Annotated in this window: 23 protein-coding genes and 1 pseudogene; 13 read left to right on the top strand and 11 right to left on the bottom strand. The window is 37.0% G+C overall.

Annotated features, from left to right (window positions below):
* Positions 1–40: 40 nt before the first annotated feature.
* On the top strand, positions 41–1,300 hold the full coding sequence (locus tag QJV33_RS01150; RefSeq protein WP_281461594.1) for a Glu/Leu/Phe/Val family dehydrogenase: 1,260 nt from the start codon (positions 41–43) through the stop codon (positions 1,298–1,300).
* 31 nt (positions 1,301–1,331) lie between these two features.
* On the opposite strand, the gene QJV33_RS01145 is transcribed toward QJV33_RS01150, so the two are convergent.
* The gene (locus QJV33_RS01145) at positions 1,332–2,975 is read right to left on the bottom strand and encodes a carboxylesterase/lipase family protein (protein ID WP_281461593.1); all 1,644 of its coding nucleotides are present in this window, start codon (positions 2,973–2,975) and stop codon (positions 1,332–1,334) included.
* Between the two features lie 197 nt (positions 2,976–3,172).
* On the opposite strand from QJV33_RS01145, the gene QJV33_RS01140 reads away from it, so the two are divergent.
* Together QJV33_RS01140 and QJV33_RS01135 are read left to right on the top strand one after the other, a co-directional pair.
* Positions 3,173–3,865 (top strand): glycine zipper domain-containing protein, encoded by a 693-nt coding sequence (locus tag QJV33_RS01140; RefSeq protein ID WP_281461592.1) that lies wholly within the window; start codon positions 3,173–3,175, stop codon positions 3,863–3,865.
* A 1-nt stretch (position 3,866) separates the two neighbouring features.
* Positions 3,867–4,334, top strand: coding sequence for a hypothetical protein (locus QJV33_RS01135; RefSeq protein WP_281461591.1), 468 nt, complete (start codon positions 3,867–3,869; stop codon positions 4,332–4,334).
* Positions 4,335–4,397: 63 nt separating this feature from the next.
* On the opposite strand, the gene QJV33_RS01130 is transcribed toward QJV33_RS01135, so the two are convergent.
* The 6 genes from QJV33_RS01130 to QJV33_RS01105 all read right to left on the bottom strand — a co-directional run bounded on the left by QJV33_RS01130 (position 4,398) and on the right by QJV33_RS01105 (position 11,371).
* Complete coding sequence (locus QJV33_RS01130; protein ID WP_281461590.1) at positions 4,398–4,739, bottom strand: DoxX family protein; 342 nt, start codon at positions 4,737–4,739, stop codon at positions 4,398–4,400.
* Positions 4,740–4,865: 126 nt separating this feature from the next.
* Positions 4,866–5,888, bottom strand: a complete 1,023-nt coding sequence (locus QJV33_RS01125) for an isocitrate/isopropylmalate dehydrogenase family protein (RefSeq protein ID WP_281461589.1) — start codon at positions 5,886–5,888, stop codon at positions 4,866–4,868.
* 85 nt (positions 5,889–5,973) lie between these two features.
* Complete coding sequence (locus QJV33_RS01120) at positions 5,974–7,731, bottom strand: M24 family metallopeptidase (RefSeq protein ID WP_281461588.1); 1,758 nt, start codon at positions 7,729–7,731, stop codon at positions 5,974–5,976.
* A 24-nt stretch (positions 7,732–7,755) separates the two neighbouring features.
* The gene (locus tag QJV33_RS01115; RefSeq protein WP_281461587.1) at positions 7,756–8,262 is read right to left on the bottom strand and encodes a GNAT family N-acetyltransferase; all 507 of its coding nucleotides are present in this window, start codon (positions 8,260–8,262) and stop codon (positions 7,756–7,758) included.
* Positions 8,259–9,164 (bottom strand): 50S ribosomal protein L11 methyltransferase, encoded by a 906-nt coding sequence (locus tag QJV33_RS01110; protein WP_281461586.1) that lies wholly within the window; start codon positions 9,162–9,164, stop codon positions 8,259–8,261. Before QJV33_RS01110 ends, QJV33_RS01115 begins: the two co-directional genes overlap by 4 nt.
* Positions 9,161–11,371, bottom strand: a complete 2,211-nt coding sequence (locus QJV33_RS01105; RefSeq protein WP_281461585.1) for an ATP-dependent helicase — start codon at positions 11,369–11,371, stop codon at positions 9,161–9,163. Before QJV33_RS01105 ends, QJV33_RS01110 begins: the two co-directional genes overlap by 4 nt.
* A gap of 56 nt (positions 11,372–11,427) precedes the next feature.
* Here QJV33_RS01105 and QJV33_RS01100 point away from each other — a divergent pair, with 56 nt between their 5' ends.
* From QJV33_RS01100 to dnaQ, 5 genes are read left to right on the top strand one after another with little or no spacing between them, the layout of a single operon-like run.
* Positions 11,428–12,156 (top strand): UPF0758 domain-containing protein, encoded by a 729-nt coding sequence (locus QJV33_RS01100; RefSeq protein WP_281461584.1) that lies wholly within the window; start codon positions 11,428–11,430, stop codon positions 12,154–12,156.
* A 30-nt stretch (positions 12,157–12,186) separates the two neighbouring features.
* A complete protein-coding gene (locus tag QJV33_RS01095) occupies positions 12,187–12,960 on the top strand; it encodes an N-formylglutamate amidohydrolase (protein ID WP_281461583.1) in 774 nt (257 codons plus the stop codon).
* A complete protein-coding gene (locus QJV33_RS01090; protein ID WP_281461582.1) occupies positions 12,951–13,790 on the top strand; it encodes a shikimate dehydrogenase in 840 nt (279 codons plus the stop codon). The genes QJV33_RS01095 and QJV33_RS01090 overlap by 10 nt, the downstream gene beginning before the upstream one ends.
* 7 nt (positions 13,791–13,797) lie before the next feature.
* A complete protein-coding gene (coaE, locus tag QJV33_RS01085) occupies positions 13,798–14,394 on the top strand; it encodes a dephospho-CoA kinase (protein WP_281461581.1) in 597 nt (198 codons plus the stop codon).
* Complete coding sequence (gene dnaQ, locus QJV33_RS01080) at positions 14,391–15,071, top strand: DNA polymerase III subunit epsilon (RefSeq protein ID WP_281461580.1); 681 nt, start codon at positions 14,391–14,393, stop codon at positions 15,069–15,071. The genes coaE and dnaQ overlap by 4 nt, the downstream gene beginning before the upstream one ends.
* Positions 15,072–15,083: 12 nt before the next feature.
* On the opposite strand, the gene QJV33_RS01075 is transcribed toward dnaQ, so the two are convergent.
* Positions 15,084–15,374, bottom strand: coding sequence for a hypothetical protein (locus QJV33_RS01075; protein ID WP_281461579.1), 291 nt, complete (start codon positions 15,372–15,374; stop codon positions 15,084–15,086).
* Between the two features lie 389 nt (positions 15,375–15,763).
* Between QJV33_RS01075 and QJV33_RS01070 the strand changes: the two genes are divergently transcribed.
* Complete coding sequence (locus QJV33_RS01070; RefSeq protein WP_281461578.1) at positions 15,764–16,789, top strand: lipid A deacylase LpxR family protein; 1,026 nt, start codon at positions 15,764–15,766, stop codon at positions 16,787–16,789.
* Between the two features lie 161 nt (positions 16,790–16,950).
* Here the strand turns inward: QJV33_RS01070 and QJV33_RS01065 are convergent, their stop codons facing one another.
* Positions 16,951–18,333 carry an MATE family efflux transporter gene (locus tag QJV33_RS01065; protein WP_281461577.1) on the bottom strand — a complete coding sequence of 461 codons (1,383 nt, stop codon included), beginning with the start codon at positions 18,331–18,333 and terminating at the stop codon, positions 16,951–16,953.
* Positions 18,334–18,434: 101 nt separating this feature from the next.
* Here QJV33_RS01065 and cysS point away from each other — a divergent pair, with 101 nt between their 5' ends.
* Together cysS and QJV33_RS01055 are read left to right on the top strand one after the other, a co-directional pair.
* Positions 18,435–19,790: a cysteine--tRNA ligase gene (cysS, locus tag QJV33_RS01060; RefSeq protein ID WP_281461576.1), complete on the top strand. Its 1,356-nt coding sequence runs from the start codon at positions 18,435–18,437 to the stop codon at positions 19,788–19,790.
* Positions 19,787–20,563 carry an RNA methyltransferase gene (locus tag QJV33_RS01055; protein ID WP_281461575.1) on the top strand — a complete coding sequence of 259 codons (777 nt, stop codon included), beginning with the start codon at positions 19,787–19,789 and terminating at the stop codon, positions 20,561–20,563. The genes cysS and QJV33_RS01055 overlap by 4 nt, the downstream gene beginning before the upstream one ends.
* Before the next feature lie 12 nt (positions 20,564–20,575).
* Here the strand turns inward: QJV33_RS01055 and QJV33_RS01050 are convergent, their stop codons facing one another.
* Positions 20,576–21,106, bottom strand: a complete 531-nt coding sequence (locus QJV33_RS01050; protein WP_281461574.1) for an HdeD family acid-resistance protein — start codon at positions 21,104–21,106, stop codon at positions 20,576–20,578.
* Positions 21,107–21,234: 128 nt separating this feature from the next.
* Positions 21,235–21,772, bottom strand: a pseudogene (locus QJV33_RS11985) (transposase).
* Between the two features lie 409 nt (positions 21,773–22,181).
* On the opposite strand from QJV33_RS11985, the gene rpsD reads away from it, so the two are divergent.
* Positions 22,182–22,799 (top strand): 30S ribosomal protein S4, encoded by a 618-nt coding sequence (gene rpsD, locus QJV33_RS01040; protein ID WP_281461572.1) that lies wholly within the window; start codon positions 22,182–22,184, stop codon positions 22,797–22,799.
* A gap of 92 nt (positions 22,800–22,891) precedes the next feature.
* A complete protein-coding gene (locus tag QJV33_RS01035; protein ID WP_281461571.1) occupies positions 22,892–24,439 on the top strand; it encodes a peptide chain release factor 3 in 1,548 nt (515 codons plus the stop codon).
* Position 24,440 lies beyond the last annotated feature (1 nt).

The following is a 24,440-nucleotide window of genomic DNA, read 5'->3' as shown; positions in this document are numbered from 1 at the left end:
TCAAGTCATATTTTACTAATATTAAGGATATAAAAGGATTATGTTCGATATTTATGGTGGCCCTGTATTTGGCATGGCACGTCAGCAATTTTTACAAGCAGCAGATATTTTGGAAATTCCTAGCGATCAGCGCGATCGATTACTATATCCAAAAAGAGCCATTGCCGTGACTTGCCCCATTCATCGGGATGATGGATCAACTATTGTTTATGAAGGCTATCGCGTACAACATCATTTGAGCTTGGGACCAGCAAAAGGCGGGGTGAGGTTTTCACCTCATGTGGATATTGGTGAAGTTGCAGCATTATCTTTGTGGATGAGCTGGAAATGCGCATTAATGAATTTGCCTTATGGTGGTGCAAAAGGTGGCGTTCGCGTTGATCCTTATTCATTATCTCCTAAAGAATTAGAAGCATTATCAAGACGCTTTATGCAAGAGCTAATTCCTTTTGTTGGTCCGCATGTTGATGTGATGGCTCCTGATATTGGCACGAATGAACAAGTGATGGCTTGGTTTATGGATACTTATTCCAATGATGCTGGTCAAACGGTCACCGAAATTGTTACAGGCAAGCCCGTCAGCTGTGGTGGAACCGTTGGACGTAGAGAAGCCACTGGGCGCGGTGTTACCCATACAATTGTTCGAGCAGCCGAAGAAATTCATTTAGATCTTTCTCAATCAACCGCTGTCATCCAAGGATTTGGGAACGTTGGTTCTGTTGCTGCAAATGAATTATATGCTTTGGGGGTTAAAATCCTAGCTATCAGCGATCATACTGCTGCTTATCATGATCCAAAAGGATTAAATATTCCCGAAATTATCGCCTATGTTACAAAACATGGTGTTTTAAAAGGATATTCAACCGAATGTCTGACTGATCCAAGCACAATCTTGACGATTAAATGTGACGTTTTGGTTCCTGCAGCGGTTGAACGGGTCATTACCGAAGAAATTGCAAATAAAATTGAATGCAGAATATTGGCAGAGGCTGCAAATGGTCCTACCACTGTAGAAGCTGATGTTGTATTTGCACAGCGTCCAGAGATTTTTATCATTCCTGATATTTTATGTAACTCTGGTGGTGTCACTGTCAGTTACTTTGAATGGGTTCAAGATTTACAACAATTCTTCTGGGAAGAAGAAGAGATTATTAATCGTATGAAAAAAATCATGGATAAAGGGTTTTATGATACGGTTAAAAGTGCCAAAGAATTGAAAGTAAGCAATCGCATGGCTGCTACTTGTGCAGGGTTGAAGCGTGTTCATATGGCTAGACAAGCCAGAGGCTTGTTCCCATAAGAATATAACTTTAATATATGGAATATTCTGGTCAATTTGCTTTGATTGGAATATTCTGCGTTGAAGTTTTTGCTTTGTTTGCTTTACGATTGAAAAGGGATTCAATGAAATCTAGTCGATTTTGAAAAGGATCATTTTCAAACCTAATGCCACTCATTGTGTAATGAATTAACTGTTGAGGAGCTTGGTTGACAGTAAGAAAATTTGGAAATCCTGTGACCGATGGGTTGCCATTTTTGGCAAAATTGACCCATGATGTCATCATTGCTTTGCCCATTGCTCTGTCTTGATTACTGACAGATTGATATACACGATTAAGCGTATTGAATACAAAGGGGACTTCTGAAAAATGCGGGGCTCCAAAAGAGCTATAGGAACGTGCGGTATCGGCAATATATGAAAATCGATAACGATATACGGGGATATTTTTCTTTATGAATTCACGTGTTAATTTGCGTGTTGGTTCTAAAAATTGAATATCTGCAATGAGTTGGCGCACAATATTTGTTTCTGACTTTTTTCTGTCAGGATTATAAATATGATTAATTTCATCACTTGTTGTATCTAATTCTTTGTTTAAATCCGATAACGTTATTTTAGAAAGCAAGACACCATCGCCATCATTGTCCCCAATCATTAATGGAACTGGATAGAAATTGCCTTTTTCATAGGCTTTATCCAGAGATTGGGTTAAAAGCGTTTGATCAATAATTAATCCAGAAAAGAAATCAGGTTGTAAATTTTGAATATTTAGATCATCGACAATATCATCGGTTGACAGAGATCTAAGTTGTTTTGCTGTCTCAACCGATTTTCCTGAAATCTGGTGTTTTTGAGCAAAATGATCGCCGATGATTTCAGCTTTATCTTTGGGTGTAGGGGGAAAAGCTCGCGTATGTCCTGTTCCAGATTGAATAATTGCTTTATTAAACAACCCTTTTGCTTCTGGGATAGTCATCAAAGATAAAATAGAGGCACCACCAGCAGATTCTCCAAATATTGTCACATTATTACTGTCGCCACCAAAAGATGGAATATTGTTTTGAACCCACTTTAAAACAGCTATTTGATCCATTAATCCATAATTAGCGGATTTGTCTTCTTCGCTCTCACTATTCAAAGCGGGATGAGCAAAAAAGCCAAACCGACCAAGCCGATAATTGAAACTAACAACGATTACGCCTTGTTTTGCAAGTTCAGAAGGATCATAAACCGGTAGAGAGCTGCCTCCAGAAACAAATCCACCCCCATGTATCCAAATCATGACAGGAAAAGAGTGCTGATTGTTAAAATTCGAAAAATAAGATTCAGGTGCCCAGATATTCAGATATAAACAATCCTCGTTTGTTTTTTGAAAAGAGGGGTCTTTATCCCAACTATTTGGTTTTTGACTGCACATTGGGGCAAATTCTGTTGTTTTTCTTATGCCTTGCCATTCTCGAACAGGTTGAGGAGGAAGCCAACGATAGGAATTAATCGGAGGTGCTGCATAAGGAATGCCCTTAAATATAGCCAAGTTACTATCAAAATATCCTTGGATTTTCCCCTCGTTTTGTAAAGAAACAATCGGTGAACTTAGAGGCTGCATTTTCTGAGTATCAGCAAAAGACGCTGGCATGGTTAAATATATAATTTCTATTAATAATAATGATCTGAGTAAGCGTAAAAAAACCATGGTACAAGTCTTTAGAAATTTAGTAAATGCTAATTCTTTTATAGAGAAGTGTTGTAAAGATAAAGTGATTTTAACAAAAGTGACAATAATACAACCTTATTTCTGTATATGAATATATAAATCATTTAGTGATGAATAAGCTTGTATTTATTGTAAAAACAAACAAAATATAATAAAAATTTCAAGGTGATTCATAAATGTTTAGGTCAAATTTTTATAAGGTAATTACTGTTGGCACAGCTTGTTTTATGCTTTCTGCTTGCAGTGCAACATATAATTCTAATTTAACCCCAGAGCAAAACAAACAAAATCAACGCGATGCTCAATATAATAATACATTGGGTACAGGCGCAGTTGCAGGCACTGCTTTGGGTGCATTAGTGGGTGGACTTGTTGGTGGTAAAAAAGGATTGTTAATTGGTTCATTAAGTGGTGCAGCTGTTGGAACTGGGGCTGGGTATATGGTTGCTGATAGAACACAAAACCAGCAAATGACAGAAGACCAACTCAACAAGCAAATTGCCACAGCACATCAAATTACTTTGACTGCACAAGCTGATGCACAACAAGCAGCACAACAAGTTGATGCAGCACAAAGGCAATTGGCAACTTTAAATCAACAAATCGCGTCCAAGAAAATTACAAAAGCTCAATATCAACAAAAACTGGCTAAGATTCAACAAACATCAAATAATTTGAATAGCAAAATCAATTATTATTCAGAGCAAAGTCGTCAAATGCATCAATATGCAACACTATCAAAAGACCCTCGTTTTGCACAGGAAGCACAACAAACAGATGATGCAATCAATCGTTTGAAATATGCTGAAAATTTACTGGTTACAGGAATGGGGGCTCAACCTGCTGGATATAATCAAACAAGAGGATAAAATGATTAAATCTTTTCGTCTCTTTATGCCATTTACAGGGATTTTGTTATTGGCAGCATGCTCCTCTACACAGGATTGCAATCCAGATCAAAGCAATTTCTTTTCTGGAATTGGTTGTTCTGTTGGGGGTGGTTATCAAAACAGAACCCAAAACTTGCAAAATCAGTTGAGTAGCGAGAAACAAAACGCGACACAACAACAACAACAAGCAAAACAATCTTATCAACAAGCAAATCAATTGCAAAACGATATTGCACAACGCCGAAATGAGTTAAGTAAGATAGATAGTCAAGCATGGTCTGTACGTCAAAAACTTCAAAAAGCCAAAACAGATCATTCTATGACTTCTCAAGAGGTTAAACAAAAAGAAAAGCAGTTGGCAGCGTATAATGCGAAACGGGCCAAAGTATCAGCCGATCCTTCACAGCAAGATATTAATGCATTATCGAATATTCTAGGGAATATGTAGGTATAACAATAGCTCTTTTATAAAAGTAAAAGAGCTATTTATTTAATTATAAAAAAAATAATATTATTTTTTACATTTTTTAGAGAATAAAATGGACAAAGCAGCAAAAATACCAAAACTGTCGATTGCTAATTCTTCTTTTCTATTATGTTTAAGTCCAGTTACCAGCAAACATAATGCAGAACTGGCCAAAAGCAATGCACCTAATCTAGACGTTTTTTTACAGCTAAGCATTGTAGCACCGGCGATTTGAGCTCCACCCAATGTTTTCATATTAGATTCTGACCAATTTAATTGTGCAAATCTTTTTGCTTGAATGTCTACTCCGAGAACTTTACTGATCCCACATGCAGCAAATCCCAACCCAACGAGAGTACGCCATATTTTTTTACAATTCTTAGCCATGTTAAGCTCCTTTAATAGCTACAGATTGAGTATAATCTTTTTAACAAACAAAGTTAATATAAAATATATAAAAATTAAAAGTGTTATTTCTAGGGCATGACATAGAATAACACTTTCGTTTTTTTATTAAGCGATTGCTTGTTTTAATGCCGCGGTCATATCACTGGTTGAGGCATTTCCACCTAAATCTTTGGTGCGGACTTTGTCGTGTACCACAACTTTTTCAATTGCAGTTTCAATACGTTTCGCTAGATCAGCACGATTGACATATTCCAACATCATTGCTGAGGCACGCAATACAGCCAATGGATTGGCTAAATTTTTTCCTGCAATATCAGGGGCAGAACCGTGAACTGCTTCAAACATTGCTGCTTTTTCACCAATATTCGCACCTGGAGGCATTCCCAGACCACCGATTAATCCAGAGGTCAGGTCTGATAAAATATCACCAAATAAATTTGTTGTAACAATGACGTCATAAGTTTCTGGTTTTAAAACCAATTCCATTGCACACGCATCAACAATACGTTCTTCACATGCAATTTTACCTTCATATTCTTTGGCAACTTTACGACCTTCTTCTAAGAATAATCCGCAAAGTTCTTTTAAAATATTGGCTTTATGAACCAATGTTACTTTTTTTCGGTGATTTTTCACCGCATAATCGAAGGCATATTTAACAATACGGCGACATTCTGTTCTGGAGGTATATCCAGTACAAGTTGCAATGGCTTTTGGATCATCACCAACAGGGATATAATGTTCCATTGCTGCATAAAAACCTTCGAGGTTTTCACGAACCAAAACAATATCTACATTTTCGAAACGTCCGCCTGGAATTAATGTACGTGTTGGACGCACATTGGCATATAGACCAAACTCTTTACGAAGGGTTACGTTGATTGAACGAAAACCTTTGCCGACTGGTGTTGTCAAAGGACCTTTCAAAGCCAATCCTGTTTTATGAATACTATCAATCGTTTGTTGTGGCAAAGGATCACCAGAAGCATCAACCGCAGCCATACCTGCCAATTGTTTGTCCCATTGGAATGGTGCTTTAATTGTTTCTAGAATATCAAGCGTAGCAGCAATAATCTCTGGACCAATACCATCACCAGGAATAAGGGTTACGGGAATTAAATCGGACATTTAAAATTTCCTTTAAAGTTTAAACTGTAATAATTAACGATTGACAAGCCATTATAATCATTTTTCGAAAATACAAAAGGAACAACTATGTTACAGGCAGGCAAAGTTTACGGAGCCATTGTTGTTCTTGGTCATTAAGAAAGTGAGAAATTTTTTCAATTATTTGTTGATGATATTGATTTAACCAGTTTTTTTCAGTTATAGACAAAGACTCTATATTCATAAGATTCACATCAAAAGGAACCATCGTTAAAGGCTCAAATTTTAAAAAATTATCGTAAGTGGTTGAGGTGACTAACAATAAATTTTCTAATCGAATACCATATTGACCTGAAAGATAATATCCAGGCTCATTTGAAATAATCATTCCTTCTTGTAAAGGAACAGGGAAAGGAATTGAGGAAATACGGCAAGGTCCTTCATGAACAGAAAGGTAACTGCCAACGCCATGACCTGTTCCATGATCGTAATCTAACCCTTTTTGCCATAACGTATATCGAGCCAATACATCTAATCTACTGCCTGTTGTGCCTTTTGGAAAGATAGCAGAGGATATAGCAATATGTCCTTTTAAAACAGACGTGACAGCTTCTTTTAAATCTTGAGGGGCTGGATTTTTTCCTAACCAAATAGTACGCGTGATATCTGTTGTGCCATCAAGATACTGCCCACCGCTATCAATTAAATATGCTTTATCTTCTGTTAAAATTGAACATTTTTCAGGAGTTGCATGATAATGAATAATGGCGCCATTGGCTCCAACGCCTGAAATGGCTGGAAAACTTTCTTCTTTATAAAAATCACCACCAGCTTCTTGTCTAAAACCATTAAGTTTTTGAGCAACCTCGACTTCACTATGCCCAACACCATGATGCTCTAACCAATATAAAAAGCGACACACTGCAACAGCGTCTCGAATATGAGCTTGGCGTGCGCCCTCTTGTTCAATCGGGTTTTTACAGGATTTAGGTAATATACATGGATTATTTCGTTTATTAAATGTAACCTTATATTTTTCGAGTGTTTGAATAAACCAAATCGGAGTTTGTGCAGGATCAAACGCAATTTTCATATTTGCCAAGGCAATTAAGTCTGTCTCTAGCTCAGTATGAGATTTTAAAAGAATATCGTTTCCTAAAAATTCAGATAAGGATCCTGTATATTGCGTTTGATCCGCATATAGAGCCACTTTGTTATGTGTAACGATTGCGAAAACCAAAGGAATTGGCGTGTAAGGAACATCTGAGCCTCTAATATTCAACAACCAACAAATAGAAGCAGGATCACACAAAATATAAGCGTCTTCTTGATTGAGGGTTAATTCTTGTTGTAAGGCTTGGATCTTTTCGTGATGATCTTGACCAGAAAATTGTATTTCATGTGCAACGATAGGTTGCCTGGGCGGCGCAGGATGGTCATTCCATATAAGATCAATCAGATTATTTACAATTGGAACTAAAGTAACCGAAGAATGATCGAATGCTTTTAAATCCCGTTCACTCATTAATTTTGGATCATATCCAAGGCGAATAGAATTTTGCTTTTGCTCCAAGATCCATTGAAGAGGGGGATGTTTGGAAATATGAAAGCTTTCCCAATTATTTTGATCAAGCTCTTGCTGCATTTGCAGAATATATCGTCCATCAGAAAAAACCGCAGCGCTTTGATCTAATATAATCGCCATGCCTGCACTCCCTGTAAATCCAGTTAGCCAAGCCAAACGTTCTGCATATGGGGCAACATATTCATTCAGAAATTCATCACCTTTTTGAATAATAAAGCCATCAACATGGTGCTGTTTGAAGAGCGAGCGTATTTGAGCAAGTTTTTGTGCAGAATTCATATTTATAGTCTTTTCAATAGGTTTTTAATCATCAGAAGTTAAAATTTTATACATAAAGAGAAGGTTTAACCATTGGTCGAATTTAATTCCTGTTTGGGGTAGAATACCTCCATATTTAAATCCAAACCATTCATGTAACCGAACTGATGCTGTATTACCTTCGGTGATTGCTGCGATCATAGCATGCACATTATGATGTTGTGCATAAGAGATTAGCTCTTTGAGCAATGCTTTTCCCAGACCTTTTCCTTGGGCATGTGGGGAAATATATACTGAATGTTCGACGGTGTGCTTATATCCGTCATAGGGTCTGAATAAACCATATGAGGCGAACCCAAGGACTTTTTGCGTTTCATCAACCGCTACAAAAACAGGATAGCCTGCTTTTTCTCTTGCTTCGAACCATTGCACCTGTTCTTGATATGTTCTGGGAATGGTCATCCAAAATGCGGTTCCATTTACAATTTCATGGTTTGTGATTTCCAGAATCCCTCTAAGATCAGAGGGAATAGCGTGTCTGATATGGGTCATGATTTGTTTGGCTTATATAAAATTAATGCAGCCCAGCTGCCTTGAATAATTTTTTCTTGTAATTTTAATCCTTGACGTTGATGAGCTACCAATACCATAGGGATTTGGGTTGCAAGTAATCCAGATAAAATGACCCGCCCACCAGGAGCTAGGTTTTTAGCTAAATCTTTCGCCATTTTGCATAAAGGACGTGCCAAAATATTTGCAAAAACTAAGTCAAAAGGGGCTTTTTTACGAATAGATGGGGATAACCACCCATTTCCATGTTCACATACGACCAAGTTGCGTAAGCCATTGCGAATAACATTTTGTTTAGCTGCACGAACAGACCATGGTTCGATATCAACAGCCAACACTTTTTTATTTAATAAAGCCCCAGCCCCCATTGCCAAAATACCCGAACCACAACCAAGGTCTAATATATTTTGAGGTTTTAAGTGTGCAATTGTTTCAAGTGCAATTAAGCATCCTCGTGTTGATCCATGTTCGCCTGAACCAAACGCAACACCAGCATCCAAAGTTAATACAAGATGAGAAGGAGACGGGGTATCATCTAAATGCGTTCCACGAATGATGAATCGTTTGCCAATAGCTTGTTCAGGAAAAGCCTCGTAAGTTCTGGCTAACCATCCATCTGTTTCGGTTGATTTTCTTTGTAGTTCAGGGGAAATCCCAGAAATACTATTGGCCAGAGCTAGGGCGTTGGCAAGTTCTTCTTCACCATAGCCTACATCTTTGATGCCTTCCAACCGCCAAATATTATTATCGGAATCCTCTTCGAAAATCCCAACGGTTGGACAGATCGTACCCAAAGCGTTTTCAAAGATTTCAACATGTTCTTCTGGAACAACAACAGAAATGGTTTCCAGAGCAGTGGCGTGTCTTTTTGTTTTTAATGTCATGATTCTAACGTTACAAAGCTGTCAATTACGTGTTTAATATCCGATTTATCAAAACAAACTTCAAGTTTATTATTTTCAATACTGAGAACAGTTCCATGCCCAAATTTTTGGTGGAAAACACGACTGCCAACAGGGATATTTTTGGTTTTAGGTGGGGAATAGGGACGTTTGGCTTGTGAGTAAGTGGCTCCTTGTGTAATTTCAGTAGAGAATTTAGGCGAGGAGTAGCGGTCATAATAATCGTTATTTTTTTGAGGACGATTTTGACTTTGCTTAATGTGCGAGGTTTTTTTTGTATATTTATCAGAAAGCTCCTCGACAAAACGACTGGGAATAGAAGATTGCCACTGCCCATAAATCTGTCTGTTGGCTGCATGAGAAATAAATAAAATTTGTTTGGCTCTGGTAATACCAACATAAGCCAACCTACGTTCTTCCTCAAGACCGTTTATGCCGCTCTCATCCATTGTGCGTTGAGAGGGGAAAAGCCCTTCTTCCCAACCAGGTAAGAAAACAATATTGAATTCCAGACCTTTGGCAGCATGTAAGGTCATCAAATTGACTTTGTCATCACCCGATAAATCATCATTATCCATAATCAAAGAAATATGTTCTAAAAATTCGACTAAATTTGGAAACTCAGCGGTTGCTTGAAAAAGCTCCTTGATATTTTCAAGCCTTCCAGCAGCTTCGGGGGATTTATCTTGTTTCCACATATCGATATAACCACAATTATTGAGTAGATCGTCTATGGCACTAACATATCCCTCTGTTTCGATTTTCTTTCTTGCTTGATCCAATTGATTCATCAATAGGGTTAACTCAGTATAAATTTTGCCTTTAAGTTGGTTATTAATAAGTAAATAATCAACAGCTTGTAACATTGGAATATCAAGTTCCCGTGCCTTCATATGTATCTTTTGCAGAGCAACGCTGCCAACGCCTCTTCTAGGGATATTGATAATTCTCTCAAGAGCTAAATTATCATTAGGTTGGGCAACAATACGCATATAAGCAATGGCATCTCTGATTTCTGCACGTTCATAAAAACGCAAACCGCCAATAATTTTGTAAGGTAACCCCAACATAATCATACGTTCTTCAAATGGACGTGTTTGAGAGCCTGTTCTCATTAGAATAGCCATATCACCATAGCGATGTCTATCCTTTTGCAAGGCAATCATTTGGTCGCAAATCAAACGAGCTTCTTCATGTGAATCCCATACAGAAGCAATATGTACTTTTTCATTCTGAACGGGCTTGTTGGCGGCTTGCAGTGTTTTTCCCAAACGTTGTGAGTTATGATTAATTAATTCTGAGGCAGCACCAAGGATATTTTGAGTTGATCGATAGTTTGCTTCCAAACGAATAATTTTGGCGGTGGGAAAGTCTTTTTCGAATCGCAAAATATTCGCAATTTCAGCACCACGCCAAGAATAAATCGATTGATCGTCATCCCCAACACAGCAAATATTTGGGATGTCGTCTGAACGTTGCGCCAAAAGTCGTAACCATAAATATTGAATGATGTTGGTGTCTTGATATTCGTCTACCAATATGTATCTAAAATATCGTTGATATTTTTGAAGGACTTCTGGATACTGATTGAAAATGTTAAAAACATGCAACATCAAATCCCCAAAATCACAAGCATTTAATTGCTGTAACCTGACTTGATAAGTATGGTATATTTCTTGAATAATAATAGTTTCTGGGGTATTTTTTTCAGAAGCAGGTAAGTTCCCAAAGGAATATCCTTTATCTTTCCAAGATTGAATCGTTCCAAGAATCAGTTGAGGAGGCGTCGTTTTTAAATCAATTGGATAAGAAGGGATAATTTGTTTAAGTAATCTGATTTGGTCATCGGTATCTAGGATTGTAAAATTAGAGGTGAGCCCAACAAGATGTGCATTTATTCGTAACATTTTAGCACAGATTTTATGAAAGCTGCCTAACCACAACCCATCAACAGGTTGTTGAATTAAATGCGCAATTCGCTCGCTCATTTCTTTTGAGGCTTTGTTTGTAAAGGTAACTGCTAATATTTGATTGGAATATGCCTTGCCAGTTAATAAAATATGGGCAAAACGAGTTGTTAATACTCTGGTTTTCCCAGTACCTGCACCCGCCAGAACTAACACAGGTCCTTCTGTTGTTTCTACGGCTTCGCGTTGCGTTTGATTTAATTGGTTTAGATACTCGGTCATATTTTTATAAATAACTTTGATGAATTACTGTAAAGCAACATAAAATAAGATTTAAGATGGACAATTCTTTTTTACCGCCTGTTTCAAAAAGAAGCAAACAATTTACAACTCTGAATGGTGTTGGACATCGGGGAAGGATGCGTGCCAAATTATTACAAAAGGGTGGACAGGCGCTTGAGGATTATGAACTTCTTGAAATGTTACTTTATTTAGTTATTCCAAGAAGAGATACGAAACCACTAGCAAAACATTTAATGAATAGTTTTGGCTCGTTAGATGGGTTATTTAGTGCCCCAGCAGAACAATTAGAAAAAGAAAAAATATCACAAGAATTTATACAAGTAATTGATTTCTTAAAACAAATAACTGAACGATTAATTTTACCTGATTTCAATAATCGCCCTTCCTTAAAATGCTGGAAAGACGTGATTGTTTATTTGAATGAATATCCACTTGAAAAAGAAGCTCACAACAAAAATATGTTACGGTTATTATTTTTAAATAACCAGCAAAAGCTGATTTGTGATGAATATATTATCCATCAAAATACCAAAGCAATTTCAGAAATTATTCAAAAAGCATTAAATCTTTATGCAACGCACCTGATTACTATTTACTATGGTTTCGGCAATGAATTTACCTCTTTGATGCGTAAAAATGAAACCAAATTTGCGATGATGTTACAAAGTTCGGCACATCATTTTGATTTAAGTATAGGCGATCATATTATTTGTTTTGATTCTGAATATTTCAGTGTTTTAAAAAATACTAATTTTAACCTATAGTAAATGCCTGTTTCGATTAAGGAGTTATCAATGTTATTGTGTAATCATGATCCCAATCCTGTTTCTATAATGCATGAGAAATCTTTTTCTCCTTTCCTTATGGTTTGCGATCATGCGGGGTATGTTATTCCAGATCAACTTGCCGATCTGGGGTTGCAAGAAAAGGATCGTTATCGTCATATTGCTTGGGATATTGGTATTAAAAATGTTGGTGAACAATTATCTACATTATTAGGGGCGACATTTATTGCCCAAACTTATTCTAGATTGGTGGTTGATTGTAATCGTGGGGAAAATAATCCCACATTAATCGCACAGACAAGCGATGACCTAGCCATTATGGGTAATCAAAACCTTGATTTGATGCAAAAGCAAGAACGGATTGATGAGATTTACAAACCATACCATCAAACAATCTCAAAATTAATTGATGAACGTTTAACAACGAATATACAAACTTTTTTTATATCTTTACACAGCTTTACCCCAGTTATGAATGATGGTTTCCAAAGACCTTGGCATGCTGGGATTTTGCACGGTCGTAACAACCAATTTTCGATGATTTTCAAGAAATTACTTGAAGAGAATTATCATTATCCAATAGGCGATAATGAACCATATGCGTTAACAGAAAAAAATGATTATACTGTTCCAACGCATGCTTATCAAAGAAATTTACCTTATTTAGAGTTGGAAATCCGTCAAGATTCAATTACAACGATGGATCAACAGTATGAATGGGCTGAACGATTATCACTTTTATTACCTATGGCACTAAAGGAGTACCAAGTTCAATGCAAATAATAACTGGAAAAGCGAAAATTGCAGCTGTATTGGGGTGGCCTATTGAACATTCACGTTCACCTTTATTACATAATTTTTGGTTGCAAAGACACCTTATTGATGGGGCATATATTCCTTTGGCGGTTAAAGCAGAAGATTTTAATACTGTTATTCAAAGTATAAAAGCTGCTGGGTTTAAAGGATGTAACGTTACCATTCCTCATAAAGAGGCTGCTTATCAATGTTGTGATGTGGTTGATGAAACGGCAAGAAAAATGAGATCGGTTAATACTTTATGGTTCGCAGATGATGGCAAAATATGTGGTACATCAACTGATGGTGACGGTTTTGTTGCCAACCTCAAAGATACAGGTCTTACTTTAACCAATAAAAAGATTCTGATCTTAGGGGCTGGCGGGGCGGCACGCTCTGTGGCTTATTCTTTGATTCAAGAGAATGCTCAAATATCTATTACCAATAGAACGTTACAACGCGCTGAACAGCTTGTGCAAGATTTAGGGGCTGGGCAAATCATAAAATGGCAGTCATGGGCAAAAGAATTGGGGCAATTTGATCTTTTAATCAATACAACTTCTTTGGGTATGGAAGGTAAAGAAGATTTTCAATTTGATTTGCAACATGCACGTGCAGATTTGGTTGTGACGGATATTGTTTATGTTCCTAGAATGACTCCTTTATTAATAGCAGCACAACAAAAAGGATTGAAAACAATTGAGGGGCTTGGAATGTTATTACATCAAGCCCGTTTAGGGTTTTCGAAATGGTTTGGTGTTGATCCAAGTGTCGATCATGAACTGACAGAATTTGTTGCAAATAGTTTAAAGAAATAACCAGCATATGAAAATATTAGGGGTTACAGGCAGCATGGGAATGGGAAAAAGCACTGTATGTGCTTTGTTCCATCAATATGGTTTTCCTATTTTTGATGCAGATCGTGTGGTTCATCAATTACAAGCACCTCATGGTAAAGGGTTAAAGCGTATTGAAGAAATTTTCCCAGGCGCAGTTAAAGAGAATACTTTGGATAGAAATTATTTGCGTCATTTAGTTGTTCAAGATCGCAATAATTTAAAAAAGATTGAGCAAATTATCTTGCCGATGGTTGCTCAAGAACGAGAAAAATTTATACGTCTAGCACAAGCTAGAGGATTAAAATGGTGTATTTTAGATGTGCCATTGCTTTTTGAGAAAAAAATCAATCTGCTTTGCACAAAAACATTAGTGGTTACCGCACCAATAAGTATCCAAAAAGTAAGAATATTAAAGCGTAATAAAATTACATGGGAACAAGCCCGTGCTTTTATAGATGCTCAGATTCCATCTAAAACCAAATGTAAAATGGCAGATATTGTTGTTCAAACAGGTTTGTCCAAAGCACACACTTTTTTTCAAGTAAAAAAACTCATTCTTTTAATGCAGGCAGGTCAATTATGAATCAACGTTCGGTTTTATTTGATACAGAAACAACAGGGGTTGATCCTGATAAAGGGGATCGTATTATTGAGATTGCCGCTATTGAGCTGATTAATGATTTACCCACTGAAAATTTTTATCATGTTCTTGTTGATCCCGAACGAGATATTCCCATTGAGGCAACGCGAGTGCATGGGATGACCATTGAGGATTTAAAAGGAAAACCAAAATTTAAAGAAATTGCTGATGATTTCTTGGAATTTATTCAAGATGATCCTTTGGTAGCTCACAATGCACCGTTCGACTTTAAATTTATCAATGCAGAGCTTAGCCGTATTAAACGCCCGATTGTTTCGCTAGATCGAATGATTGATACGTTGAAACTTGCCAGAGCAAAATATCCATTATCCCCAAATAGTTTGGATGCGTTATGTCGTCGTTTTTCAATCGATTTGTCACAACGTACCACGCATAATGCTTTGCTAGACTGTAAATTATTGTCAGAAGTCTATATTCAATTAACAGGAGGACGACAAAGAGGATTGGGGTTTGCTAGTCAAGGATCAGAGAAAATTGGAAAAACTTATCATAAACTCCAAGAACATACACCGATTTTTATTAAACCCACTCAACAAGAACTTGAGGCGCATGAAAAATTTTTGCAAAAGAAGGTTCCGAATGCTATGTGGCATCAATAGCGGTAGGATTTATTACAAAGATAGATAAATTTTTTGATTGATCCGAAATAAAGATTGGAAATCGAATTTTTCTCGAAATTTACTGCAAAATAAACTCTCTCTATTCAAAAGTTCGCCAAATTTTTTATTTCTATAATTATTATATACATGTTCTATTCTAACTCTACGCCCACTATTAAGATCAACTATTGCTTCATTTCCTTGATAACCAACTAAATTAACGTCAAGTAAGCTAAAATCTGAAGGATTATTAACAGTTCCTACTTTTATTAAACAAGTGATATGAGTATTCTCACTATCCATAATTTTCTCTTGTATTTTCTCTAATTGTTCTTCAGAATTATTAAAAGGAAAAAAGAATAATTCTTTTAAAGATGAAAAATTATTTTCGATATATATTATCGTATATTTGATTAATAAGGTTAGAATCTATTGGAACGTTAAATTGTTGCGTATATTGTTGAATATAATCATATTCAAAGTCCGTAATCTGAACTTTAATTTCTTTCATGTTAATTCCTAAAATAGTTCGTTACTATTACTATATATTAATTATAATAGCGTTGCAAATATGTTCCTACACAAGATTAAATGATTTAACCTAGTTAAAGAAATCTTTTCTTTGAAAAATAAAAGCCGTAGATAAGAAAGAACGGTTTCCATTTTTCTTTTATAAGGTTATAGGGCATATTATGAGCAATCAAAAACGCTTATCTGTTTCTTGCTTTTTCTTAACAACAGCTATTGTTTCAGGCGCTGTTTTGTCATCACCTTCAGCACATGCAACCCCTAAACAAGATCCTTATAATACCTTAACCTTACAATGGGAAAATGACGCAGTTTCAACACAAAGTGGAACATCCGATCGGTATTATACTAATGGATTAAGAATTGGTTGGACATCCCCAACAGACAGCCTTCCGACACCGATTGCCGACGTAAATACTTTTTTGTTGGGCAAAGGAATGCAACGTATTCATTGGGGTTTGCAACAAATGATGTTCACCCCAAGCGATACCAGAGCATTTGACAAATTACCCTTTGATCGCCCTTATGCAGGTGTGTTATTAACAACAGTTAATTTAATCAGCGATACCGATAATACGCGCAGTGTATTTGGTATTCAAGCAGGCTTAATGGGGCCTGGTGCTTTGGGTCGTCAAGTTCAAAATGGATTCCATAGTATTATTGGGGATAATAAAAATAACGGTTGGCACAATCAATTAAAAAATATGCCTGTATTTCAAGTTCAAATGGGGCGTACATGGCGTTATAAATTTGCACAATTGGGTCATGTTGATTTTGACGTATTACCTTCTGCAAATGGTGCTGCAGGTAACTATAAAACCTTTGCACAATTAGGTGGAATCGTTCGCTTTGGGCAAGGATTAGACAGTGATTTTGGCCCTTCTCGTATTGGTTCAGGCAATGATGGTACTGATGCTTATGTTGGAACACGTTTTGTAAACTGGTATGTTTTTGGTGGGGTTGATGGTCAAGCAGTGGCTTATAACTCTACTTTACAAGGCGATCCAACACATTCTCATCAACAACATGTATCTAAAAAATGGGATGTTGGTGAAATTGTTGCTGGTGCAGCTGTGATTGTGAAAGGCTATAAAATCGCCTATACTCAAACTTGGCAAACCCAAGAATTTAACGGTCAAAGAAGTGGATTATTTAATTATGGATCTGTTTCGGTTTCCTTTAAATTCTAAAACCATCACGATCTAATAAAGTTTTAAAGCCTCACGTTAAGTGGGGCTTTTTTGTATAAAGAAAGCAAGTTACGTAAAAAATTGCTACGATATAGACGGGTGTAAACAAACCTATATTCACGCAACTCAACCGCTTAACCGTATTGTATGATTATGCCAAATTATCGTAGTGCACGATCAAGCATTTTTTTGGGATTACGTGTTAAAAAATAAAATCTTGACGTTGCTAAAATAGCAAGAAATCCTAAACCAACACCCATACCAGCCCATAATCCTGGCGCTCCCCATTCTTTGTGGAATGCAAACCATATGCTTAATGTATATCCAACACCCCAAAAACTTATTAATGCTAAGATCATTGGGATTGTCGTATCTTTTAATCCACGCAATGCCCCCATAGCAACGGTTTGAATACCATCGACCACTTGAAATAAACCGACTACTTGGATAATCGCAATCGAAATCGCAACAGTATTGGCATTATCGGGGGAAGATGCATCTATGGAAATATAAACCACCAAATAAGGAAAGACAAATATGGTAACACATACAATACTCATGATTAACGCACCAAGCCCAATAGAAATAAAACCGCTCTTTTTTGCACGATATGGTTTTTGTGCGCCAATCCAATAACTGACTCTGACATTTGCTGCCTGTGAAATTGCCAAAGGAATCATAAAGGTAAATGTAGCAAAGCTCAGGGCAATTTGATGTGCAGCTAAGGATTCTGTTCCTAATTTTGTTGCATTGAAATTGGCAAATAAGAATAAGAGTATTTCTGCTGCCGAGCTAATACAAATCGGAAAGCCCAATTTAAAAAGAGGACGTAATAAAGATAAATCAATTGCAATTGGATAGAGATATTGTTTGAGGTCTTTTTTACAATGTGCCACACCGATCAAAATAAAGCTGGATAGCCATAAAGCCATCGTTGTTCCCAGTGCAGAACCATATAATCCCATTTTAGGAGCACCCCATAAACCATAAATAAAGGCTGCATTAAACACACCATTAATGACTGCGGTAATTGGAGTAATTTGTAAAAGAATTTTAGAGGCGTTTAATGCAGGTAGAATAACCCTGATTAATCCTGCCCCAGCAATCAGAGGCGGTAAACCCCACAGTAAAATCATCATAAAATTTTTTGATTTTATTAGAATATTTTGGTCATGTTCTCCATTCCATTGCAAGATTGTACTTGAATGATATAAAATGAAAAAACAAGGAATACATAACAATAATCCAAAAAGATAAGTCGTATAATAAATCTTGGAAATATCTTTGATTTTTTTCGCGCCAATATTTTGCGCAATTAAAATTGCAGCGGCACTGAGGGCGGATTGAAATACAATACAAATTGAAAAGAAAATATTTGTTGTTAATCCACCAATAGCCAATGTTTCTTTGTTAACGTGACCGAGTAAGATCGTATCTGTAACTCCCATTGCCATTTGAAATAACTGAGCAAAAGCAATAGGAATCGCAATATAAGCAATAGCGATGAGTTCATTTTTAAAGAAATTTCGTGTATTATTCTGCATTTGATGATCTACGGAACAGAGAAAAAAGACTTGTAATTTTTAGTAAAGAAAATAAAAACATTTAAGTAGCTTTAAAATAGAGACAGTAAAGAAAAGAAGAAATGAGTAAGTTAAATTTATCGTTATATGACAGTCGCCAACATAAGGCTATTCCTTTTGTTGCTTTGGATCCTTTACATGTTCGTCTCTATTTTTGTGGACCTACAGTATATGATTTTTTACATATTGGTAATTTAAGAGCAATGCTTACCGCAGATATTTTGGTTCGGTTACTGCGGTCATTATATCCAAAAGTTACATATGTGCGTAATATCACAGATGTTGATGACAAAATCAATGCTCGCGCAAAATTAAATAATGAATCTATACAGTCTTTGACCGAAAGAACTACAAAAGATTTTCATCAAGATATGCATTCTATGTATATTTTACCTCCTGATGTTGAACCGCGTGCGACTGAACATATTGAAGAAATTCAACAAATGATTTCTCAATTAATGAAGAATGGACATGCTTATGCAGCCGAAGGGCATGTTTTATTTTCGGTTCCTTCATATAAGGAATATGGACATTTATCAGGCAGAAATCCAGAAGAGTTAATTGCAGGGGCAAGGGTAGAAGTTGCAACTTATAAAAAGAACCCTGGAGATTTTGTATTATGGAAACCTTCAAATGAAGATGAACCTGGCTGGGATAGTCCTTGGGGAAGGGGGCGTCCTGGCTGGCATATAGAATGTTCAGCAATGTCATATCGTTACCTTGGTGAAAGTTTTGATATTCATGGAGGGGGGCATGATTTGTTATTCCCACACCATGAAAATGAATGTGCGCAAAGCCTATGTTGTTTTCCAGAAAGTAAATTTGCTAATATGTGGGTTCATAATGCCATGTTGTTGGTTGATGGTGAAAAAATGTCCAAATCTTTGGGTAATTTCTTTACTATTCGTGAAGTTTTAGAGCAACATCATCCAGAAGCTATTCGTTTTGCATTGTTACAAGCGCATTATCGTTCTGTTCTTAATTTCTCTCAAGCTGGATTAAAAGAAGCCAAACAAATTATGGATCGCTTTTATCGTGCTCTATCAGTTTTTGAAAAAGAGTTGGATCAAGTCGTTCCTTTGCCAGAAGATTTTTTAGAAGCGATGTTGGATGATCTGAATACGCCAAAAGCATTGATGGTCATGCATCAACTCGCCGATCAAGCGTTAAAAGGGAGTAAAAAAGCTGCTTTACAGCTTAAAATTGCTGGTCAACAATTGGGTTTATTTAATATCGCACCTTCAAAATGGTTTCAAAACACTGATAAGGCACAAGAAATTGAAACCTTAATAGAACAAAGAAACGCTGCTAAAAAAGCCAGAGATTTTGTAACAGCTGATCGTATTCGTAATGTGTTAAAAGAGCAAGGAATTGTGTTAGAAGATAGCCCTCAAGGGACGATATGGAGACAAATATGACAGGGAAAGATGGTGGCGCTGATTTAGTCCCGATCGGCAATACACCTGTCGTTATTTTAGTTAGACCCCAGCTTGGCGAGAATATTGGTACTGTTGCCAGAGCAATGGCAAATGGTGGATTATTTCACCTAAGACTTGTTGCACCTCGTGATGGATGGCCTCAACAAATTGCTTGGCGCGCCTCTTCGGGTGCTGATCGTTTATTGGATAATGCTCAGATTTTTGAAACGGTTGAAGATGCGGTTGCTGATCTTCATCATGTTTTTGCGACTTGTCCACGACCACGACATATTATCAAGCCGTTATTGACCGCTCGAGGTGGCGCATTAGAAATGCGTGAGATGACCAATCGTGAGTTAAAGGTTGGAATTTTATTTGGTCCAGAACGAACAGGTTTGGAAAATAATGATTTTGCGCATACAGATTATTGGATAAGATATCCTTTAGACCCACGATTTATGTCTTTAAATCTGGCTCAAGCTGTAATGATTATGGCTTATGAATGGTGGATGGCTGCGGATCAAACGCCTCAACGTCAATTACAGACCAATGGCACGCATATTGCCACCAAAGGTGAATTAGAGAATTTTATGTCTCATTTAGTAAAAGAACTCGATCATTGTGGTTTTTTACGTAATGAGCAAAAACGTCCAGGAATGGTTCGTAATCTTCGTCACTTCTTTCAAAGAGGAGAAGTGACAGATCAAGAATTACGAACTTTACATGGTATTGTTTCTGAGTTGGTCAGAGGACCAAAGGAAGATAAGCAATAGATATTAGTTAAGTTAATTGATCTTATTTTTTAAATTAAGACCTAGCTGTATCCAACCAGCACCCACAAAAATAAGATCAAAAGCAATCATGAAACCAATAAACCATAATCCGCTTAATGGCTGGATAAAAAGCAACATCCCCACGACAATACCTAAAACCCCACTAAACATCAAAAATCCCCAGCCACCTGTCGATTTATGGTTTAATGCAATCATAATACGCATGATGCCACCAAAACAAAAACAAACCGCTAGAAAGGTTGTCAGAACAAGAGATCCCAATACGGGACCCTTAACAAGAAATATCCCGCCAATCAAATACACAATCCCTGCCAAGGCTGAAAAGATGAACCCTTTCCATTCTTTTACGTAACAAGCATGAAAAATCTGTGCAATACCCGCAAGAATTAATACAACCCCCAGGGCAATAACCACCGCAATTGTGACAAGTACTGTGTCCAGCAATGCCAAGCACCCCAAAATCAATGTAACAACACCCAAGCCAACAAACCATTTCCATTTTTGCGCAAATAATTCTTCCATTAAAAACTCCTTAAATAACGTTATTATTCTGTATGCTATGCGTTTTAATAGCGTTTTCCAAGTTAAAATATCAAATATTAACCTTCTGCAAAGAACGTAATAGTTTTATCTAAATTTAAGGTCGGGACTCATTCATTGAGATAAAAGATGATACCTGCAGGGATGCATATTGCGGAGAAGAAGGTATGTGGGCATCGGTCCTATCTCGTGGCGACACGTCTCCGATCCTTGATTTTTGTAAATATATTCTCAACCTTATGATGTAATTTATAGATTGTCTTGTTAAAGAAGAAGGTTCCTGTTCTAGATTTTCGAGAAAGAATGCAAGGCTTTATGTTTCCATCACTCAAGGCTTGCTGCTGTGCGATGTGCTTTGAGGTGGGGGGCATCAATCATGATGCGTTGAGGCGTTGACCCTTGCCCCGCAAGTGCTGCAAAAATGCAATCAAACACGCCCAAGCTGGCTCTAACGGATGAAATGATCATATAAGGTTTTTATGACCCATAACTCACTGGCGCATCTTTTCATTGAAAACCATGTGTAATACCATAAATAATCCCGCTAATAACGCCCCTATCATCAACATATGCAACTCCATGCGACAATCGAAAATAAGGCGATATCATCGCCATCTGCTCTTTACTCAATAAAAATAAATCACACATCGGCTACCTCTGTAACATCAATGAATCACAAGGCAATTAAAATAGGAACTGACAAAATTAATAGATTATGATCCCAGAAAAAAGTGTAATTACAATATAAAAATGTATTTTTTATTTGATTTATATTAATTGTTTCATTGAGACACTGACCTATTAGAATTCAATTGCTCGGAATTATAAAATGACGACAATGATTTTTTGATTAACTGTTTGACTTTTTGAAGTTATCTTCGTATATAGCTTTTATTGCTGGGAAAGCGGTTTGTTGTTTTTGCCAAAATAGATAGAGGTTACTTTGGTAAGGAAGCTATAAACCCGTCCTTATTATTATTTGGAACTACCAGTACAATAAAAGATTAGTATTGTTTGCCTCTGCAATATTAGATGTATAAGAAAGTTTTGAGTCGTTATGAGTAAACGTATACAAAGTAAGTATAAAATTAACCGTCGTTTGGGTGTGAACCTATGGGGACGTGCAAAATCTCCAATTAACAAACGTGAATATGGTCCAGGGCAACACGGTCAACGTCGTCGTTCAAAGCCATCTGACTTTAGCGTTCAGTTAATGGCAAAACAAAAGCTGAAAGGTTACTATGGTAACATCAGCGAAAAACAATTCCGTCGTTATTATGCAGAAGCATCACGCCGTAAAGGGGATACTTCAGAAAACTTGATCGATATTTTGGAACGCCGTCTCGACGCAGTTGTTTACCGTATGAAATTTGCAGCAACACCATTTGCTGCACGTCAATTTATTAACCATGGTCATATTTTGGTTAATGGTAAAAAGGTAAATATTCCTTCATATTCTTTAAAAGACAACGATGTTGTTGAAGTTAAAGAAAAATCAAAACAACTTGCTATTGTTCTTGATGCAGTTCAAAGCAAAGAACGTGATACACCAGAATATATTCAAGTAGATCATCGTCAAATGAAAGGTAGCTTTGTGCGTACCCCTAAATTAAACGATGTTCCATATCCTGTAACAATGGAACCAAACCTAGTTATTGAGTTCTATTCTCGTTAATTGTTTTTTGCTATTATTGCAAAATTGCCGAGCGGTGTATATACGCTCGGCTTTTGTGTATTTATACCTCACCATTTTTTTGAGTGCTTGTTATGTCAAATTCCGTTCAATCATTGGAAAAAGAAATTTCCCGTCGCCGCACATTTGCGATTATTTCCCATCCTGATGCGGGTAAAACGACATTGACGGAACGTATTTTGCATGCAGGGGGTGCTATTCAAATGGCTGGCAGTGTGCGTGCAAAACGTGAACAACGTCGTACTCGGTCGGACTGGATGAATATTGAAAAAGACCGCGGTATTTCTGTTGTTACTTCAGTCATGACTTTTGAATATGGTGGGTGTATTTTTAATTTGCTTGACACTCCAGGTCATGAAGATTTTTCTGAAGATACATACAGAACGTTAACGGCTGTTGATGCCGCAGTCATGGTAATTGATGCTGCCAAAGGGATCGAAGCAAGAACCCGTAAATTATTTGAAATTTGCCGTCTACGCGATATTCCGATTGTTACTTTTATCAATAAAATGGATAGGGAATCTCAGGATCCGTTTGATTTATTGCACGAAGTGGCATCAGCATTGGCTCTGGAAACCACACCATTAACTTGGCCAGTGGGTAGAGCCGCAAAATTTCTTGGCACATATGATTTACGCAAAGATTCAATGCGATTAAAAGAAGACGTTGCAGAAAATGATGAACGCATTCTTCAAATGCAAGAAGAAGTCGAATTGGCTAGAGTTGGGTTGCCTGAGTTTAATTTAGAGGATTTTAATGCAGGATTTTTAACACCTGTTTTTTTCGGTAGTGCGATCAAAGAGCTTGGTGTTACAGATTTATTGGATGCTTTGGCAGATTTTGGTCCTAGCCCAAGAAATCAACCTAGTCAAGATCGTCAAGTAGCAGCTAATGAAGAAGCTATGACGGCATTGGTGTTTAAAATCCAAGCGAATATGGATCCTAATCATCGTGATCGTATTGCGTTTGCGCGTATATGTTCTGGTCGCCTTGAAAGAGGTATGAAGTTAAAACATACGCGCACAGGCAAGACTTTTGCCCTCCATACCCCTCAATTTTTCTTTGCCAGAGATCGTCAGCTTGCTGAAGAAGCTTTTGCGGGGGATGTTGTGGGTATTCCTAATCATGGAACGCTTCGAATTGGGGATACCTTAACGGAAGGTGAAGATTTACAATTCACGGGTGTGCCTTATTTTGCCCCTGAAATATTGCGTCGTGTTAATTTAAAAGATGCTATGAAAGCCAAAAAGTTAAAGCAAGCATTGACTGAGTTAGCAGAAGAGGGTGTAGTACAGCTTTTTAGACCTCAAGATGGTTCTGCACCGATTGTGGGTGTGGTGGGTGTATTGCAGTTGGATGTTCTGCAAACCCGTTTAAAACATGAATATGGTGTTGATATTACATTTGATGGTATTTCCTTTTCGCAAGCACGTTGGGTGCAGGGGGATAAGGCGATCATCGAGCGTTTCATTAGCTCCAATCGCAGTGCAATTGCAGACGATATAGATGGAGATCCTGTGTTCTTATCGACTTCTGACTTTATGATGCAACGCACGATTGATGCGAATAAAGAATTATCATTCCACGATATTAAACAAATTGGGATTGGTGTTGCTTCTTAGC

It is taken from the genome of Commensalibacter nepenthis (assembly GCF_029953305.1).
GTDB lineage: Bacteria > Pseudomonadota > Alphaproteobacteria > Acetobacterales > Acetobacteraceae > Commensalibacter > Commensalibacter nepenthis.
The sequence above is the reverse complement of the archived record's forward strand: the minus strand, read 5'-3'. Positions and strand labels throughout refer to the sequence as shown.

Bases quoted from the DNA above. Each gene is read 5' to 3' on its own strand.
- QJV33_RS01135 (WP_281461591.1), top strand. From the start codon at position 3,867: ATGATTAAATCTTTTCGTCTCTTTATGCCATTTACAGGGATTTTGTTA.
- QJV33_RS01075 (WP_281461579.1), bottom strand. From the start codon at position 15,374: ATGGATAGTGAGAATACTCATATCACTTGTTTAATAAAAGTAGGAACT.
- QJV33_RS01055 (WP_281461575.1), top strand. From the start codon at position 19,787: ATGACAGGGAAAGATGGTGGCGCTGATTTAGTCCCGATCGGCAATACA.
- QJV33_RS01150 (WP_281461594.1), top strand. From the start codon at position 41: ATGTTCGATATTTATGGTGGCCCTGTATTTGGCATGGCACGTCAGCAA.
- QJV33_RS01070 (WP_281461578.1), top strand. From the start codon at position 15,764: ATGAGCAATCAAAAACGCTTATCTGTTTCTTGCTTTTTCTTAACAACA.
- QJV33_RS01035 (WP_281461571.1), top strand. From the start codon at position 22,892: ATGTCAAATTCCGTTCAATCATTGGAAAAAGAAATTTCCCGTCGCCGC.
- QJV33_RS01095 (WP_281461583.1), top strand. From the start codon at position 12,187: ATGTTATTGTGTAATCATGATCCCAATCCTGTTTCTATAATGCATGAG.
- rpsD (WP_281461572.1), top strand. From the start codon at position 22,182: ATGAGTAAACGTATACAAAGTAAGTATAAAATTAACCGTCGTTTGGGT.
- QJV33_RS01145 (WP_281461593.1), bottom strand. From the start codon at position 2,975: ATGGTTTTTTTACGCTTACTCAGATCATTATTATTAATAGAAATTATA.
- QJV33_RS01065 (WP_281461577.1), bottom strand. From the start codon at position 18,333: ATGCAGAATAATACACGAAATTTCTTTAAAAATGAACTCATCGCTATT.
- QJV33_RS01130 (WP_281461590.1), bottom strand. From the start codon at position 4,739: ATGGCTAAGAATTGTAAAAAAATATGGCGTACTCTCGTTGGGTTGGGA.
- QJV33_RS01110 (WP_281461586.1), bottom strand. From the start codon at position 9,164: ATGACATTAAAAACAAAAAGACACGCCACTGCTCTGGAAACCATTTCT.
- QJV33_RS01090 (WP_281461582.1), top strand. From the start codon at position 12,951: ATGCAAATAATAACTGGAAAAGCGAAAATTGCAGCTGTATTGGGGTGG.
- cysS (WP_281461576.1), top strand. From the start codon at position 18,435: ATGAGTAAGTTAAATTTATCGTTATATGACAGTCGCCAACATAAGGCT.
- QJV33_RS01115 (WP_281461587.1), bottom strand. From the start codon at position 8,262: ATGACCCATATCAGACACGCTATTCCCTCTGATCTTAGAGGGATTCTG.
- QJV33_RS01100 (WP_281461584.1), top strand. From the start codon at position 11,428: ATGGACAATTCTTTTTTACCGCCTGTTTCAAAAAGAAGCAAACAATTT.
- QJV33_RS01140 (WP_281461592.1), top strand. From the start codon at position 3,173: ATGTTTAGGTCAAATTTTTATAAGGTAATTACTGTTGGCACAGCTTGT.
- QJV33_RS01050 (WP_281461574.1), bottom strand. From the start codon at position 21,106: ATGGAAGAATTATTTGCGCAAAAATGGAAATGGTTTGTTGGCTTGGGT.
- QJV33_RS01105 (WP_281461585.1), bottom strand. From the start codon at position 11,371: ATGACCGAGTATCTAAACCAATTAAATCAAACGCAACGCGAAGCCGTA.
- coaE (WP_281461581.1), top strand. From the start codon at position 13,798: ATGAAAATATTAGGGGTTACAGGCAGCATGGGAATGGGAAAAAGCACT.
- QJV33_RS01120 (WP_281461588.1), bottom strand. From the start codon at position 7,731: ATGAATTCTGCACAAAAACTTGCTCAAATACGCTCGCTCTTCAAACAG.
- QJV33_RS01125 (WP_281461589.1), bottom strand. From the start codon at position 5,888: ATGTCCGATTTAATTCCCGTAACCCTTATTCCTGGTGATGGTATTGGT.
- dnaQ (WP_281461580.1), top strand. From the start codon at position 14,391: ATGAATCAACGTTCGGTTTTATTTGATACAGAAACAACAGGGGTTGAT.